The organism is Erythrobacter sp. K21-9, assembly GCF_055808355.1.
Map to the genome: position 1 here is coordinate 397,470 of NZ_CM147866.1, position 16,376 is coordinate 413,845.

Sequence of the window (16,376 nt, forward strand, 5' to 3'; positions counted from 1 at the left end):
ACCCCTTCATTACTCCTCGTATGCGGCCTTGCGCTAGCGCTTGGTCCGCCACCTGCGGCGGTAGCGGCCCTTGACCTCGGGCCGGCGCTTGGCAAATCCTTGCGCAAGATCTTCGCCCAGATTGAGCGCCGTCTCGATCACTCCACTGGCGATATCGACAGCCCCGGCGAGCGGATCGGGCTTTGCTCCGCCGGTCTTGGCCGTCGCCTCTGGCGCATCCGGCTTTTCCCGGCCCGAGGCATATTCGAACACTTCGCGGGCCACCATGGCCATCGCTTCGGGAAGGCCGATAATGTGGTCGTCATCGTGAGAATGGATGTGAGCTTCCTCTGCGGCCAGATCTTCGTCTTGCGGCGTTTCTCCCATCGGATTGGGGAGGTAAGTGATGCGGTCGCCAAACGGGTCCTTATTGTCCTTGCCGACCGCCGCCCGCGCGAACCAATAGGCCGCCTTCCACCAGTCGATCACGAATTGCGAGGGCACCAGCAGCATATACTCGGCCAGCGTAAACTCATTCTCGTCGAGATGATGATCGCCGTTCTTCATCCGCTCGGCCCATTGCTGGAAAGCCGCCACGGAAAACGCCGCATAGGTGGCGGGAAGATAGAACAGCCGGGCGAAGCGGAACGTCGCGGTGCTGTAGACCGTGTGCGGCGTCACTTCGATCGGCTGCCCCCGGCGCGCATGGCCGTTGAGTTCCGCATCCTGCGCCTGGATCGCAGCGGCGGCCTGCGCGCCTGTCTGGATCGCACCTTCGACCGTTGCCATGTCGACATCGCTGCGGGTGCAATCCCCTGCAAAGGCGACCCTGGGGAGCGCGTCTTCGTACAGGGTCTGCGGCCTCGCGCTCCAGCTGCCGGTGTCGTTGAGAAACAATTTGTATTGCCGGTTGGTGCGTATCCACGATTTGCTCCAGTCGACGTCGCTGTTCGTATCGCCCCAATGTTCGCCCGGATTGAAGCCCGGGAAGAATTCGGCGAATTCCTCCAGCATCAACTCGCCCATTCGCTCGATCTCGACCGAGGGAATGGCTGCGCCTTCGGATGCGGCGAGAACCAGCGCCGTCTTTCCGCCGAACTCGTGCGTGTCTTCCCACAATTGCGAAATATCGAGCACCGTCAGACCGAATTTCGATTCAGCCAGGGCGACGTGATCCCTCGGGAAATCCTCCAGCTTGCGATTGAGATAAAGATCGACCACCGGGATCGATACCGAGCTCAGGTTCTGCATTCTTGAGAGTTCGGGAAGGCGATCCACGATCCGCGTCCCATTGCGCCCGCCCGATGCGCCCATCACCATGTCGGTCATCGGCTCGACCGGCAGCGACATGATCGCGTAGTCGAAATTGTCTTTCGTGACGCGGTTTTCATTATCGCTGTCGCGCTTGGAATCGTGCCTCAGGTGATCGTCGCACGGAACGCGCGAGTAAATCTCGGGCCGGTCCTGCTCATCCAGCCGCACCGCAGTCACCTCGCGTTTCAACCTGATCTTGCAGCCCGCCTCTTCAAGCTTTTCGGTAAAGGGTCCGATCAGGCCCGTCTGGAGGCTGTCTTTCAAGAGATAGTTGAACGGCGCATGGTTGGGGAACTGGAACGTGTGGCGCAGGAAGTTCTGGTACGTTGCTGCCGCTGTCCATGAACTCGGTATCGACCAGATGAGCGTCAGCAGGTAATTCTGCATCGCCGCGACGTCTTCGGTGCCGTATCCGCGCGAATAGATAAAGCCGTTGACGCTCAGCATTTCCATAAGCTTGGAGCCGCTCCGGTCGAAGGGATGCGTTGCAAGGTCGAGTCCCGAATAGCCCAGAAGCCACATTTCGGCGGGGCTCATCACGCCCGATTTCAGATTGCTCACGTACCGCCTCGATCGAGGTTGGGTTGAGCAATTCGCCAAACTCGGTCTCGCCCTTTTGCAGCACCTTGCTGCCCTCGCGCGGTTCGAAGAGATCGTCGGCCTCCCGCCCGAGCTCATCCTCGTAAAGGTCCCAGAAATTGTCGTACCAGGAACAGAACATGTGCGGATACACATCATGTTCGACGCCGTTCACGTGTCGTGAAGACGTATTGCCGCCAAGCCGTTCCTGCATTTCGAAAATCGTGACGTCAAACCCGACCTTGGCCAGCTTGAGCGCCGCGGTCATGCCCGAGATACCGCCTCCGAGCACCGCGACGGTGGGGGCTTTCGGGCCGCTCCGCGAACCGCTTCTGCTCTTTGCTGCGGTCTTGCTGCTAGGCGGCGCCTTTTTGGACGCTGCTGCTTTCTTCGCCTTGGTGGCGGTACGCGTATTCGTCTTTGCTGCTTTCGCCATGGCTACACTCCAATCCAGTCAAACGGACCGCGCAAGCGCGGATTTTCTTTCATCAAGAACGAAGGGGCCAATCGCGCGGCGGACTTCAGGACATCGCCCAGCCATTCCCGGTGCCATGCCGGGTCGGCTTTTAGAGAGGCTTCCCACCCGCGCCGGAACGCCGCCAGGTCGCCTGCCAACCCGTCGGCAGCGAGGCCGCGCCCGGACAGCAGGTTCATGATACCCATCGCGCCACCGCGAAAGGCGTGCTCGAACAGGCTGCGCCAGATCTGGCTGGCCATCGCCATGGGCTGGACATTGAGACCGCCGAATGCCGCACCCGATATCTCACCGAAACTGCGATCATGCTGCGCTTTCTCGAAGCCCTGCCGGGTCGAGCGAAAGCCGAATTCCGCGAAATGGCGGTTGCGCAGGATCGTCGCGCAAAAGCAAAGATACAGCATCGCAGGATCGAAATAGGCCCTGAAATCGCCTTCGTAATCCGCAAAGTCAGCCTGCTCGAATTGCCCTTTTTCGAGCGCATCGAGCACGGTCGCGGAGCCGAGGATCGAGGACTCCATTCCTTGTGTGATGCCTTCGCCGGTCATGGGATCGACGAAGCCGCCCGCATCGCCGACCAGGATGCCGCCTGCAAAATGGTTGCGGCGAATCCCCCCATACATATGAACCGCGCCGCCCAGCGGCTTGCTTGCGACCTGGGCAATGGTGCAGCCGGGATGCCTTATGCGCAGGCGTTCGACCGAATCGCGAAAGCTCTTTTGCACCGAGAGATCGAAGATGTCGCAGGTCTCGCCCAGCAGCCCGACACCCATGTTCGCCCGGTCGCCCTCCATCGGGAACATCCAGCCATAGCCGGGATAGTGGTCCTCATCGAACCAGATCGTGGCTTCGCCCTCTTCGACGTCGATGCCTTCGACATAAACGCGCTGCGACACCCCGGTATGCTTGCGATCGTCGCGCCGCAGACGCAGCGCCTTGGCAACCACCGATTGCACGCCGTCCGCACCCACGACCACCGGCGCGGTCAATGTGTAGCTGCCCTCATCATCCTTGACCTCGACATGCATCAGGCCCTGGTTCCGACTTATGTCCCTGACCGTCGTCCCCTCGATCACCGTTGCACCAGCCTTGCCGGTATTGGTGAGCAGCACCGTGTCCAGCTGGTCTCTGGGAATGATGTAGCCGTGCGGCGGCATCCCGTGCGCGCCATCGTAATACGGGATTTCTCCGTGATATGGCATGCGCGGGCCGAAATAGACCCGGTTCTTGGTGATCGGCAGCCTGCGCCCGAGATCGAGAGCGTCGCGGCAACCCATGATGTCGAGAATGCGCAGTCCGGCCGGTTCGACGAAGTCGCCGCAGACCTTTTCGCGCGGGAATACTGCGCGTTCGACCACGGCCACCGACACGCCTTTGCGCGCTAGCGCCCAAGCCATCGCCGATCCAGCCGGACCGCCGCCCACTACAATAGCGTCGAAACGCGTTCGCTTTCCCATCCAAACTCCGCAAATCTCTGCACTTTGGCGGAGCGACCACGAGCGGAGAATGCAGTCAGTCGGTGCACTATGCAAGGGATATCTGGTTTGTCCTCAAGCACTTCGGAAGACCGCGCCGGCTTACCGGCCTAACCTGCCGCTGCGAGCGGAACGTTTGCATCCCGTCTGCTGGCTAACACAGCGGAAAAGGAGCGGCGCACGTGGTTGGCGCGATCAAGGCGGCACACCGCATCGCAGCGCGCCACGCGCAGTGGTTTGCCGGAGGAGGACAAATTGCGATCCTGGAAGGCTAGGAAAGTATGGTGCGCTCGAGAAGCACCTTCGCTAGGCTTTAAACTATTGAAATGATGAGCGTCAGTTCGATGACCAATATGACGAACCACCTTCCAAGCCACCCTCTTGAGTGACGGCATGGAACGGGTAAGCAGAACATCGACCAACTGAAAGTGCACGATGGCGATCCGAGGCGCGCGACCTAACTTGCCACCTTTCCAGCTAATAATGAGCCATGTTGCCGAGTGAGACCCCGAAATGGCCCTTACTTTATTCTGTAGGGCTCAATCTCATAAATCGCCAATTTCTGCGATTCGTGATCTGAGCTGTGAAATACTTCAATCATAAGTCGTTGACTAATCAAACGGCCAGCGACGATCCTCTGGCGATAATTTAGTTCGCACCGACCCAAAGAATGGGCAGTCGAATTAGATCGGGCACAGGGGAGATATGTAATCAACATTCGTCTGATAGCTTCGACCAGCGCCGGCGTCATCGCGATCGCTTTGACCACCATCGCTGCTGCACAATCTGAAACCAAGCAGCATACTTACGGCCCTCTTGGACGCCTGATAATCACGGAGGTTACAGGCGGAAGCAACAACGACGACACCCGGAAGCTCTGCTACGACGAGATGGGCAACCGGACCGAATTCCAGATCCGGAACGATGGATCGATACCGACGTGTAGTGCTCCTCCAACACCGACACCGACACCGACACCAACACCAACACCAACACCGACACCGACGCCGCCACCGCCTCCTCCATCGAACAATCCACCGGTGGCGAACGATGATCAGTCAGGCGGAGAATGTTCGACGCTCAAGCTGGTGGATGTGACCGCGAACGACACGGACCCCGAAAGTAACTACCCGCTCGCTGTGACAGCCGTGGTCAAGACTTCCGGCGGAGCTAGCCTGTTATCGTTCTCGGGCGGGATCATCGAGGTGCTTCTCGGCCCAGCCTTGGACGCATCGACTTTCACATACACCGTCCAAGATACGCTGGGCGCAACTGATACGGCCACGCTGACAGTCTTTAGCGGCTCGTGCGGTCTCGGCGGCGGCGGTGGACCAGGGATCGACGATCCCTAGACCTGTGCGGTCCACGATCGAATTCTTCAGCACCATCAACAGGGGGCTCAAATGCCGAACTTGGTATCAATCCGTGCGCTAGTCCTGTCTCTGCCTGCTTTTCTGTGTTTGAGTATGAGCGGCATCGCTCATGCTCAGGCAGCACAGGCTCCGTCTATCGGAGGAGAACCTCCACTTTGCATGGCCCGCCCACATGACGATGTTGCACAGGTCAAATCGGCGCAGCGCGGCAAACCTTTTCACATCCTCGCCGTGGAGAGAGCGGTTCCCGGGCTTGAAGCTAAAGGGTTCAAGATCGTCGATTGCACCGAGGCCAAGCTCGCACAGCAGGGGCAAGTAAAGCGATACCGGGACGAAATGTGCAAGCTGGCGTCAACCGGGAACGAGGCTGTCCAGAACCAGATAGAGCGAGCGCTCGGAGAGCGCGCAGCCACGCTTTGCGCAAACGCGCAAATGATCGCCGGTCGATGGCAACGCGGACAATCCACAAGTCAGTAGAGGCCGTCAGGACAACCTCTCGCAGTTACAAACGAAATTCAAACATTCGAGGTCCACAATGCAGGCCAAGCACCTACTCCTTTCGACCGCAGCCGTGTTCGCACCCGCTATGCTTGTTGCGTCGCCATTGGCAGCGCAGTCGGTGACACTGGATCCACCGGAAATCCGCCTGCCACTAGACGAGCATGGCATCAATTTAGCAACCGGCGAGATCGTGACGCCCTCCTCGAGCATCTCGATCGGCGGGGCGAATGGCCTGACGCATACACGTACGCGAGTCGGGAATGGGTGGCGGCACAATTACATGATCTCTGCAGAGATAGAGTCAGGCAATCCCAATGCAGCGATTAATCTTGGCGGCGCGCGCCTCACATTCACGTGGAACGGCACGGTTTACGCATCGGATCAAGGGACCGGCGAAACAATTGCTCATAACTGGTCGACCGGAACCCATACATATACCGCTCGCGATGGAACCGAGATTGTCTTCAAAGAGTCCTATGTCAACAATGGTGAGAGCTATTATGGTACCGCCGATGCCCTCGCCGAAACAATCACGAGCCCTGATGGTCGAACGACTACGCTTCATTACGTAAATAGCCTGTACGCATTCGAGATTTCTCCAGGGTTTTTCGTTGACGTTTATGTGGTTAGGCTTCAGTCGGTAACCAACAACGCGAGCTATCAGCTGCGTTTCGACTACGCCTTTGATTCGATCTGGTCCGGTAACCGCGATGCTTGGCATCGGATTACAAAAGTGACCGCGATCAATAACGCCGAAGAATACTGCGATCCGGTTGGAGCATGTACTCCAGCAAACAATTGGCCCTCGCTCGCTTACGACGTGTCCTACAGCGGCTCGGAGACGCTCGAAACCGTTAGTGATGTTCTGGGACGCACCTCCCGGTTTCGTACGGACTCGTCGGATCGCCTGACCGGTGTGAAGCGCCCCAATGAAACGACTGACGGTGTCGCCATCAGCTACGACAGTAATGGCCGTGTTTCATCGGTGCAGTATCAGGGAAGCTACACACGCAACTATACTTGGTCGACACTTGGGAATCAATTGCAGGCAACTGCGACCGATCTCGCTCGGCAGAAGTAGAACGACAACAGCGTACACCGACAAGGGAGTGGTCTATTACATTAAGAACGCCCTGAACGATGTAACCCTCTATCAGCACGATGCCGAGGGCCGAGTGGAATGGGTCGAGGCTCCGGACGGGCAGCGCACCGAATACACATATGACGCTCGCGGAAATGCTACGGAGGTCCGGCAGAAAGCTAAGCCAGGCACGGGTCTTGCTGACATCGTTTCTACGGCGACCTACCCGGCCTCCTGCTCCAATCAGGTCACTTGCAACAAGCCAACAGCGACAACCAGCGCTGGCGCTCAACCAGTCAGCTATTTCTATGATGCAACGCATGGTGGCGCCACACGGATCGAAGGTCCGCCAAATGATAATGGCGATCGCACGGTCACGAAAATCGATTATGTCGTGCTAACGGGCAAGAAGAAGAATTCATCCGGCGCGCTGGTCAACCAATCGACCTCGCTCACATTGCCATCGAACACTCGCGCTTGCCGGACGCAAGAGCTGTGTGCGGGCAGCGCTAATGAAGCCAACACCGACATCGCCTACGATGCAAACTTCGAGCCGAACCTCAATCCGGTCTCGGTGACAAACCGCGCTGGCAACAACACACTCACATCGACCACTAGCTTCACATACACTGCGCTTGGTAACGTCGAGACAATCGATGGACCACTTACTGGCTCGAACGACGTGAGCACCTATCGTTATGACGATGTGGGGCAAGTGGTCGGCGTAATATCGCCGGACCCCGATGCGGGCGGCAGCTTGCGGCACCTTGCAACCCGAATGACCTACAACAGCGATGGTCAAGTGACACTCACCGAAAGCGGTCACGTCTCTGGTACGAGCGAAGCGGCTTGGAATGCGTTTACCGTCGTCACAGCAGCCGAAAACATCTATGATGACTTTGGACGCGTCACGTCATCTTCGCAACTCTCGCCTGATGGCGCCACGCGTCATTCGATCATGCAGTACGGATATGATTATGCCGGTACCGGCTCGAATGCACCGCGATCCGCATGAATCTAACCAACGCGACCGCGACCCTACCCGCCGATGCTTGCGTGAAGATGACACCCGGCACGTTTGGAGAGGATCGCATTACCAAGCGATACTATGACACTGCTGATCGGGTCACTGAGGTATGGGCCGGGGTCGACACCAGCCTCAGCCAGCAATCTGCCGAGATGTCCTACAACCCCAACGGTACTATCGCCTGGGTCGAGGATGCTTCTGACAACCGGACCACATACACCTATGATGGGCATGACCGCACCAAGCGCACCGTCTTCCCCTCGGAAACGGCAGCCAATACCAGCAACAGCAGTGACTATCAGGAACTCACCTATGACAGCGCCGGCAATGTCAGCACGCTACGGACGCGCCGGGGCGAGACGTTCACGTTCTTTTACGATCCAGCTCGCCGCCTGATCGAGAAGCGCGTGCCTGCGCGCACCGGCCTCAACTCGACCCACACCCGCAATGTCTACTACGAATATGATCTGTTCGGAGCGCTAACCGAAGCGCGGTTCGATGCTTCGAACAAGATCGTGCTTGGCTACGATGGACTCGGTAGGCGGACCAGCGAGACGCAGGTCATGGACGGCACTTCCCGCCTAATTGGCTATCAGTATGATGTTGCCGGACGCCAATCGCGCATCACCCACCCGGATAGCGCATATTGGACGTTTGAGTATGACGAACTGAACAGGCTGCAGCACATTAAAGATGACCAGCCAACGACGCAGATTTCACACACCTTTGATATTGCCGGGCGCCTGATCAAGCGAACGCGCGACTACAACGCACCCGACGAGAATTTCTACTTCGATGGTGCCGAACGGCTGGATCGGATTTTCACGGAGCATCCCGCTTCGACCTACCAGACCTACAACCGCGAATACACGTACAACAATGCCGGTCAGGCCGTCTCCGAAGAAGTTGATCGTCAACAATATGTCTGGGACGGGCATGTTCCGGGCAGCGCCGATGTCGCATATACCCCCGATGGCCTGAACCAGTACGATGCCGTCGACAGCAACAATTTCGCCTATGACGACAATGGCAACCTGATATCGGATGGAAGCACAACCTTCGTATACGACACTGAAAACCGTCTGGTGGGTGCATCGGGCACGAAGAACGCTGACCTACGATATGATCCGCTCGGACGGCTCTATGAGATTAAGGACGGCGGCGCTAACATTACGCGGCTGCTCTACAGCGGCAATGATCTGATCGGAGAGTACAATGCCAGTGGTACTATGCTCAACCGGTATGTGCACGGCTTGTCTGGCGGCGATGATCCGTTGATCTACTACGATGGCGCCAATGCGTCCCGCTCTTATGCGCGGCACCTTTACACCGACCGACTTGGCTCTATCGTGACCAGCTACGACCGCAGCGGAGTTAACAGGTCCCGCAACAGTTATGACGAATTCGGGCTGCCGGGGCCGAGCAGCGGCATCGAGAATATCGTACCGGTTCCGCTATACGGGTCAGATCTATATTCCCGAGCTGGGGATGTATCACTACAAGGCGCGGGCGTATTCGCCGGGGCTGGGCAGGTTCATGCAGACCGATCCGATTGGGTATGGCAATGGTATGAACATATATGCCTACGTTGGGAATGACCCGGTGAATGGAGTCGATCCCTTTGGACTTAGCACAGTCTGTATTGGAGGAACCAAAACGATCACAACATCGCGCTGGGTCTTTGTTCCCGTTAGAACAACTGATGGCTCAATCGAGGTGGTAAGAAAGCGAGAAACTACTACGACGGAGATTCCAACTGAAACCTGTTACTCTGGCCCGGACGGCGGCGAAGGCGGACCAAATGGCACGGGCTCGGGTTCAAATGCTGTGGTTGATCGAGACACGAAATTTTGCCCAGTTCCGCCCGGTAATAGACCGGTCGGTACAACCGGTCGCTTAGTCGCATCGCTTGTCGATCCGTTGGCGTTGGGATCAATTAAAAAAATAAGGAGTGATGCGATTCGTGAGACGCAAACCCGATTTGGTGGCCAGGGGGGGATGACGCCAATGCTTTCCGTCATGTCTATTTGTCGGTTGCGCTTACACGAGCCTTAGGTGCGGATCGTGCTAACTATTGGCTCAACGCAAACGAAGTCAGAAACGTAGACAAGGTTCCGAGCGACACAGCAGCTGATACATACAATAATGCTGTTGGCATTGCGTTAGCCCAAAATTCAGAGAATGATGGAATTTCGCCAGAGAATCTGGCTCTAAGCGCCCTTCAAAGCGGGTGTACTGCAGTTTCTGGAAAACAATAGTTGAAAGAATTTAAACATGCTAAGAAATAACCATTCAATCAAAGTTGGTGTGGTATGTGGACTAGCTTCATTCCCATTCATATATTTGTATTCTTTTGATTATTTGATGGGAGACTGCTTTTTCGAAACAGGCTGCGGAAGATATGAGAATTTTTTGGTCATCGCGATCATTTTATGCTCCATGATATTGTCAGTTGCGTTGGGCGTAAGCGCGAAGATTGTATGTGATCGACTTTAGCTATCTGCCCAGAGGTTCCACGCGGCTCAAATTTGAGCCATTTCAACTGCAGTTGCCCTAAATTCAAGCCTATAGCCGCTTTTTGTTTCATCAGAAGGCGAGGGTTGCAGGAGTTCCATTCGATCAACGCCGATACCAATTATCCTATCGATTCCAAATCCTCTAGCACACCCTTCTGCGGCCCGCTTTGAAAGCCTAAAAATTCTTATCGCGAGAACTGGCCGACCTAAGAGCATAAGGCAGCAAATTAAACCCCGCCGCGCACGGACAGCTTTCCCGTCAGCATTAGGGCTCCGATGAATCCCGCCGCATCGCGCCCAAGCTAATAACTAGTTGTCAGAATAGGACTCGCTAATCCATTTGATTGAAAGGTTCGGATTGTCTGGCTGGACGGTGATCATAGAATCTAGACGTTTAGTGTCAGCGTTGCATCATCGAACAAACGAGTATATTCGATAGCACCAGTTCTCGCTCGACCTCACCAATCGACTGACCCTGAGCGGTCATCTCTAACCGAAGCTTGAGCGTAGGGGTTGTGTTCGGCAGGCGGCGATTCTCCTCGCTCGTCATACGCTTTTTCGGCGATAGGGAGCGGCGGTTCCGCAGAGCTTCGCTCCAGACCGGAAACCAGAAAGACCGAAGCAATCACTGGCGCACCAAGCAGTATCAAGCACCCCAGCACGACGCGTATCCCGTCGCGTACCGGCAGCCTTCCGGTGAGCATCAAAGCTCCGACAAGAGCTACGGCCAGCACACATAGGCCGATGGCCAGCTGTCCGAACAGCACTCCGCTCACCCATTCCATTGAGAAGGATATAGGCGCTCCTCCGGCAGGCTCAAGCAGACTTCGTTGCGTGATGACAGACATGGGCTACGCTACCTCGCCACCAGCACTTGGCTCACCTGTCGTTTGCCAGCGCGCCGTTCCAGCTGGACAAACACATCAACACTCTCGCGCACATAGTGGCGCACATCCTCGCGGCTGAGCTTTGATCCTGCTTGCAGCACGAGCAAGGCAAGCTGTTCGATAGCCCGCTGCGGCGTGTCGGCATGGATGGTGGTCATAGAGCCGGGATGGCCGGTGTTGACCGCGCGCAGGAAGGTGATCGCTTCGATGCCATGCAGCTCTCCCAGAATGATTCGGTCAGGCCGCATCCGCAGTGCCGCGATCAGTAAATCTTCGGCGGATCCCTGCACTTCGCTTTCTTCGCCGCGCGCTGCGATCAGGCCAACGGCGTTTTCATGCGCCAGATGCAGCTCAGGCGTATCCTCGATTAGGAGCAGACGCGCTCTCAATTATTCGCTCGACCGGCACATGGCTAGTCAAGAAACTGTCTGTGTAAGCTATTGTTCTGAATTGCCGAAGATGTCATCACTCATGATGCACCATACAAAGGATCAACTCTTGATACGCTTCGCATTTCTTTGTTCTATCCTCTTGACCGTTTTCGCCACTCCGTCGATTGCAGGCGACGACATCCTCTACGATCCGCGACCAGATTGGGTCGAGATCACCGAGATTGACGGAGAAGACCGCTACTCCGATTCTCCCTTCGTCCTCGTCGATCAACAAGCGCGGATAGAAGCCGGGCAGCTATGGACTTATGTCGAAACCGCAATCGCATTGGATACCCCTCAGGCGCTAACACAATTCGGGACACTTTCCGCCAGCTGGCTCCCCGATAAAGGCGACCTTATCATCCACCGGGCTGAGCTTCTACGCGGCAAAAAAGTCATCGACCTTCTGGAAGGCGGCGGCGAGTTCGAGGTTCTCCGCCGGGAAGAAGGTCTGGAATCGCGCCTGCTGGATGGTGTGCTCACCGCAACCATGACGGTGCCTGGAGCGCAGCTTGGCGACACAATTCGGCTCGCCTATTCCACGACCACCAGCGATCAGGCGATGGGCGATAATGTGCAGTGGCAATCGTCGCTGCCCGCTAGACCTGCCCCCATCGGTTCTGGCCGCGTGTCGATTTCATGGCCGAAGGACATGCCCATCTCACGTAAGCGCCTTGGCGAGGCCGATGTGGCGGACCCGAGTGAGCGGCAAGGGTACCTGGTTTGGAGCACCCAAATTCCTGTCGCGGAACCGAAGGACAAGCCTCTCGACGCGCCGTTCCGCTATCTTGTGGGCGAACTCATGCAAGTCTCCACCTACCCGGATTGGAGCTCTGTTTCCTCGCAGATGGCGACGCATTACAGCGTAGACAATTCAATCAAGCCTGGCGGAGAACTGGCTGCCGAGATCGCCGATATCGCAGCAGCTAGCGATGATCCGCTCACCCGCGCAGCGCTCGCCCTCCGACTGGTTCAGGACGATATCAGCTACCTGATGAATGGTCTTAATGGCGGCAATTACCTCCCGCAATCTCCGGAAGAGACCTGGGAAAAGCGCTTTGGCGATTGCAAGGCCAAATCGGTGCTGCTCCTGGCGATGCTGCGCGAACTTGGCGTCGATGCGGAAGTAGCTCTGGTCCGTTCGCGCGGCGGCGATGCGCTGCCGATCCTTGCGCCGATGCCAGGCAATTTTGATCATATGATCGTACGGGCGGAAATAGGCGGCAAGAGTTTCTGGCTTGACGGAACGGTCTCAGGAACAAGGCTTGATACGATCGATATTGTGCCGCGCTTTGACTATGCATTGCCGCTTCGCATGGACGGCGCAGAATTGATTCCGCTCGAAGAGCGACCCAGTTCAATTCCCGATCAGGTAGTGCGGCTGCAGATGGATCAGAGCGCGGGCATTCGCCTGCCGGCTCTCATCAATATCGAAATTGAACTTCGAGGTGCGCGCGGCGCACAATGGCGACCGGTTGCAGAACAAGCCGATGCTCAAATGGCCGAAGATGCGATCGATGCTATTCTAATGCAGTCTGCCGGAGAGACGCTGATTATCGAACGTTCGGTAAGCTACGACGTGGAAGCTGGTGTCGCTCGGCTGAAAGGTCGGGGCATCCAGGCTTCGCAGTGGAGCAGGGATCGTACCGTCTATGAACTCGAACCACCTGCGCAGACTGCAAAGAACGTATCATTTGAATCCGACCGAGCGCGAGCTGCTTGGCGCGAAATTCCTCTGCGGCTCAATGGTCCGATTCATTTCGCCAGCGAATTTGAGATCGATCTCCCATCGGATAGCGGTGAGTTCGAAATTGAAGGTTCGCTCATGTCGGAAGCGGATGTTGGGGGTGTAGAACTTTCCTCGGTCGTCTCAATGGAAGGCAATCGAGTTCAACTGTCGCAGACAATGCGCAGCGTTCGGAATGAACTTCCCGCTTCCCAGATCTCCGCCGCTCGGCGGAACCTGACACGTTTCGACCGAGCCTTACCAATCGTAAAAGCGCCAAGCGATATTCGCGAGCTATGGGAGTATTTCGGTGATGATCGCGCGCGCCTTGCTGCTCTCGAGGAAGCGTATTCTCAGGCGATCGCCGAAGCCGAACCGGACGAGACATTACAGTTGCTCAATCGGGCGCGCTTTCGTTCGGGGGTGTACGATCACGCGAAAGCGATGGAAGACATCGAGGCAACGATTGCGATTGAGGCATCGCGAGATCTCTATATCTTTAGCTCATACTTACGGAGGGAATTGGGCGATCTCGAGGGCGCCTTGGAAGACCTGAAACTGAGCGAAGATTTGCAGCCTGATGGTTCCACATACGAGACGCAGATCGAGATTTTGGCACAGCTGGGCCGCGCTGACGAAGGGCTTGCATTGGCCGAGGACTTTCGCGGCCTTGCCGATAACCCCGTTGATGAAGACACGGTGTTAGCCACCGCGCTGGGTTGGAGTGGATCGATAGACGCAGGGATCGAAGTGCTGTCGGAGCGATCTGCACAGCGCCCGGGCGATGGCAATTTACTGAACAATCTCTGCTGGTATTCCGCGACGTGGAATGTGATGAACGAGAGCCGTCTCCAGACGTGCATCGATGCGGTCGAGAAGAGCGATTTTTCGCCGAGTCGCTTTGGACAGCAGGGCGCTGGCTCACTTGCGGCTCGGCAACTTGGATGCTGCGAAAGCCGACATTGACGCGGCGTTGCTTGCCGAGCCCAGCCTCGCCGCTTCTCGGCTTCTGCGGGGGATTGTGAGGAAAGCACAAGGCGATGCATCGGGCCGCGAGGAAATTCAGCTGGCGTTGAAAATGCAGCCATCGCTTGCCCGAACCTATCGAGCCTGGGGCCTCGATTTCGACTAGGCTGTGCAGACCCTCAAGGCTTGCATCCGATTGCGAAGGGCCAAACGAGCTAGCGATCGTCCCTTACGGAGGCCTGCGCATACGGGTTGTATTGGGCTGGTTCCAATTCGCTGCGCTCTTGGCCTATTGACTGCTGTGGCACGGGCGGAGGCAACGGGACATCGGCTGACTGCCACCCGGTCAATCTTGCGGCGATAATGGGCGCTCCGAGAAGCAGAAAGCACCCGAGCACCGCGCGCATGCCGCGGCGCAGTGGAAATCGCCCGGTCAGCATAATCGCACCCACCGCTGCTACTGCGAGGATGCACAGGACGAGCCGCAACCTCTCCAAACAAGACGCCGCTGATCCATTCAACGGACGAGCCGAGCGGTGTGTTCGGCAATGGGTCGAAAAGGCTGGCCTGAGATGTCAATGTCATCGCCATCTATTGCGCCACGAGCACTTGGCTCACCCGCCGCTTGCCAGCCCTGCGCTCCAGCTGAACGAACACGTCCACGCTCTCGCGAACATAATGCCGCACGTCGTTGCGCCCGAGCTTCGAACCCGCTTGGAGCACAAGCAAAGCCAGCTGCTCGATCGCGCGCTGCGGCGTGTCGGCGTGGACGGTGGTCATCGAGCCGGGATGGCCGGTGTTAACCGCGCGCAGGAACGTGAACGCCTCGACCCCGCGCAGCTCGCCCAAGATGATCCGATCGGGCCGCATCCGCAGCGCTGCGATCAGCAGGTCTTCGGCGGTAATCTGAGCTTCGCTTAGCTCTCCGCGCGCCGCGATCAGTCCGGCCGCGTTTGTGTGTTGGAGCTTAAGTTCCGAGGTGTCCTCAATCGTAATCAGCCGCTCATCCAACGGGATTTCAGCGAGCAGCGAATTTAGAAATGTTGTTTTCCCGGTCGACGTCCCACCGGAGACAAGGATGTTGCGCCGCTCGCGCACCGCTTGGCGAAGGAACGCCGCCGCCTCGCGCCCTGCGAGTGACCGGAACGTCCGCTCCGCCGCGAGTACTGCGCCGCCGCCTTCGACCTGTTCGAAGGCATCGCTATCCTCCCAGTCGGTCAGCGACAAGTCCGCCGAGACATGCTTGCGGATTGCAAAAGCGTAGCCATCGCGCGTCGCGGGCGGCGCCACCACTTGAACGCGCGAGCCGTCTGGCAGTGTCGCAGCCAGCAAGGGCTGCGCACGGCTGATCCCTTGCGAGGAATGCGCCGCGATCTGTTTGGCGAGCCGTTCGAGCAGCTTCATATCGAGGCTGGGCTCCTCGATCCGTTCGATTCCGCCTCCGAGGCTTTCGATCCAAATCTCGCCGGGGCGGTTGATCCAGATATCGGTGACGTCCGGTCGCTCCATCACCGGCGCAAGCGGCGCGAGGAAGCTGTCGAGATAGTATCGGGCTTCAGCCACGCTTATGGATCGACGCTCGAAAAATCGAGATCGCGCGCAACGAACACCGAGACGCTGGTACCGTGTTTGACCTTGAGTGTGGGCTGGATCGATTCTGGTTCGGTAATCTGCAGGTTTTGCGTGCTGCCGGGAAGCGCGACGATCACTCCGTCAGAAGCCTCGTTGACCGCAATGCCAACCCCGATATCGAGCACCGATTGCAGGATCGCCCCGCCAAAGCGCTGGAGGAACTTACTGTCGACCTTGCCCTTGATTCCGGCGCGCCCGAGCGGATCGGACGAGGGGGAATCGAGCGCAATGGTGACGCCGTCGGGCCGGATGAGCCGGGTCCACTGGACGAGCGCGCGCTTCTGCCCGCGCTGCAGGTTTGCCTCATATTCGCCGTAGAGGCGGCTGCCGCGCGGGATGAGCGCGCGGGTGCCATCGAAGCTGTACATGTCGCGCTGAACAAGCGCCCGCACCCCGCCGGCCCTGGTCGAGATC

The 16,376-nt window shown here is 57.6% G+C and carries 14 protein-coding genes and 1 pseudogene; 8 read left to right on the top strand and 7 right to left on the bottom strand.

The features are described from left to right. Positions 1-33 precede the first annotated feature (33 nt). The 3 genes and pseudogenes from AC0L39_RS02100 to AC0L39_RS02110 all read right to left on the bottom strand — a co-directional run bounded on the left by AC0L39_RS02100 (position 34) and on the right by AC0L39_RS02110 (position 3,804). A complete protein-coding gene (locus tag AC0L39_RS02100) occupies positions 34-1,854 on the bottom strand; it encodes an FAD-dependent oxidoreductase (protein ID WP_473260364.1) in 1,821 nt (606 codons plus the stop codon). A 79-nt stretch (positions 1,855-1,933) separates the two neighbouring features. After that, positions 1,934-2,308 (bottom strand): annotated as a pseudogene (locus AC0L39_RS02105) (NAD(P)-binding protein); the annotation flags it as partial. 2 nt (positions 2,309-2,310) lie between these two features. Next, the gene (locus AC0L39_RS02110) at positions 2,311-3,804 is read right to left on the bottom strand and encodes an NAD(P)/FAD-dependent oxidoreductase (RefSeq protein ID WP_473260366.1); all 1,494 of its coding nucleotides are present in this window, start codon (positions 3,802-3,804) and stop codon (positions 2,311-2,313) included. A 779-nt stretch (positions 3,805-4,583) separates the two neighbouring features. Here AC0L39_RS02110 and AC0L39_RS02115 point away from each other — a divergent pair. The 7 genes from AC0L39_RS02115 (at position 4,584) to AC0L39_RS02145 (ending at position 10,062) form a co-directional block, all read left to right on the top strand. After that, positions 4,584-5,174 (top strand): Ig-like domain-containing protein, encoded by a 591-nt coding sequence (locus AC0L39_RS02115; protein ID WP_473260368.1) that lies wholly within the window; start codon positions 4,584-4,586, stop codon positions 5,172-5,174. Positions 5,175-5,354: 180 nt separating this feature from the next. Beyond that, positions 5,355-5,672, top strand: a complete 318-nt coding sequence (locus AC0L39_RS02120; protein WP_473260369.1) for a hypothetical protein — start codon at positions 5,355-5,357, stop codon at positions 5,670-5,672. A 58-nt stretch (positions 5,673-5,730) separates the two neighbouring features. Beyond that, positions 5,731-6,777: a hypothetical protein gene (locus AC0L39_RS02125; protein ID WP_473260371.1), complete on the top strand. Its 1,047-nt coding sequence runs from the start codon at positions 5,731-5,733 to the stop codon at positions 6,775-6,777. 28 nt (positions 6,778-6,805) lie between these two features. Further along, positions 6,806-7,792, top strand: coding sequence for a hypothetical protein (locus AC0L39_RS02130; RefSeq protein ID WP_473260373.1), 987 nt, complete (start codon positions 6,806-6,808; stop codon positions 7,790-7,792). Beyond that, positions 7,789-9,402 carry a hypothetical protein gene (locus AC0L39_RS02135; RefSeq protein WP_473260375.1) on the top strand — a complete coding sequence of 538 codons (1,614 nt, stop codon included), beginning with the start codon at positions 7,789-7,791 and terminating at the stop codon, positions 9,400-9,402. The genes AC0L39_RS02130 and AC0L39_RS02135 overlap by 4 nt, the downstream gene beginning before the upstream one ends. After that, positions 9,293-9,859: an RHS repeat-associated core domain-containing protein gene (locus AC0L39_RS02140; protein ID WP_473260377.1), complete on the top strand. Its 567-nt coding sequence runs from the start codon at positions 9,293-9,295 to the stop codon at positions 9,857-9,859. Before AC0L39_RS02135 ends, AC0L39_RS02140 begins: the two co-directional genes overlap by 110 nt. Further along, on the top strand, positions 9,832-10,062 hold the full coding sequence (locus AC0L39_RS02145) for a hypothetical protein (RefSeq protein ID WP_473260378.1): 231 nt from the start codon (positions 9,832-9,834) through the stop codon (positions 10,060-10,062). Before AC0L39_RS02140 ends, AC0L39_RS02145 begins: the two co-directional genes overlap by 28 nt. A gap of 716 nt (positions 10,063-10,778) precedes the next feature. Here AC0L39_RS02145 and AC0L39_RS02150 read toward each other — a convergent pair. Next, positions 10,779-11,168 (bottom strand): TrbC/VirB2 family protein, encoded by a 390-nt coding sequence (locus AC0L39_RS02150; protein ID WP_473260380.1) that lies wholly within the window; start codon positions 11,166-11,168, stop codon positions 10,779-10,781. A gap of 8 nt (positions 11,169-11,176) precedes the next feature. Further along, positions 11,177-11,596 carry an ATPase, T2SS/T4P/T4SS family gene (locus AC0L39_RS02155; protein ID WP_473260382.1) on the bottom strand — a complete coding sequence of 140 codons (420 nt, stop codon included), beginning with the start codon at positions 11,594-11,596 and terminating at the stop codon, positions 11,177-11,179. Positions 11,597-11,705: 109 nt separating this feature from the next. On the opposite strand from AC0L39_RS02155, the gene AC0L39_RS02160 reads away from it, so the two are divergent. Then, a complete protein-coding gene (locus tag AC0L39_RS02160) occupies positions 11,706-14,330 on the top strand; it encodes a DUF3857 domain-containing transglutaminase family protein (protein WP_473260384.1) in 2,625 nt (874 codons plus the stop codon). Between the two features lie 591 nt (positions 14,331-14,921). Here AC0L39_RS02160 and virB11 read toward each other — a convergent pair. After that, positions 14,922-15,893, bottom strand: a complete 972-nt coding sequence (virB11, locus tag AC0L39_RS02165) for a P-type DNA transfer ATPase VirB11 (RefSeq protein ID WP_473260386.1) — start codon at positions 15,891-15,893, stop codon at positions 14,922-14,924. Positions 15,894-15,895: 2 nt separating this feature from the next. Continuing rightward, positions 15,896-16,330: a TrbI/VirB10 family protein gene (locus AC0L39_RS02170; RefSeq protein ID WP_473260388.1), complete on the bottom strand. Its 435-nt coding sequence runs from the start codon at positions 16,328-16,330 to the stop codon at positions 15,896-15,898. Positions 16,331-16,376 lie beyond the last annotated feature (46 nt).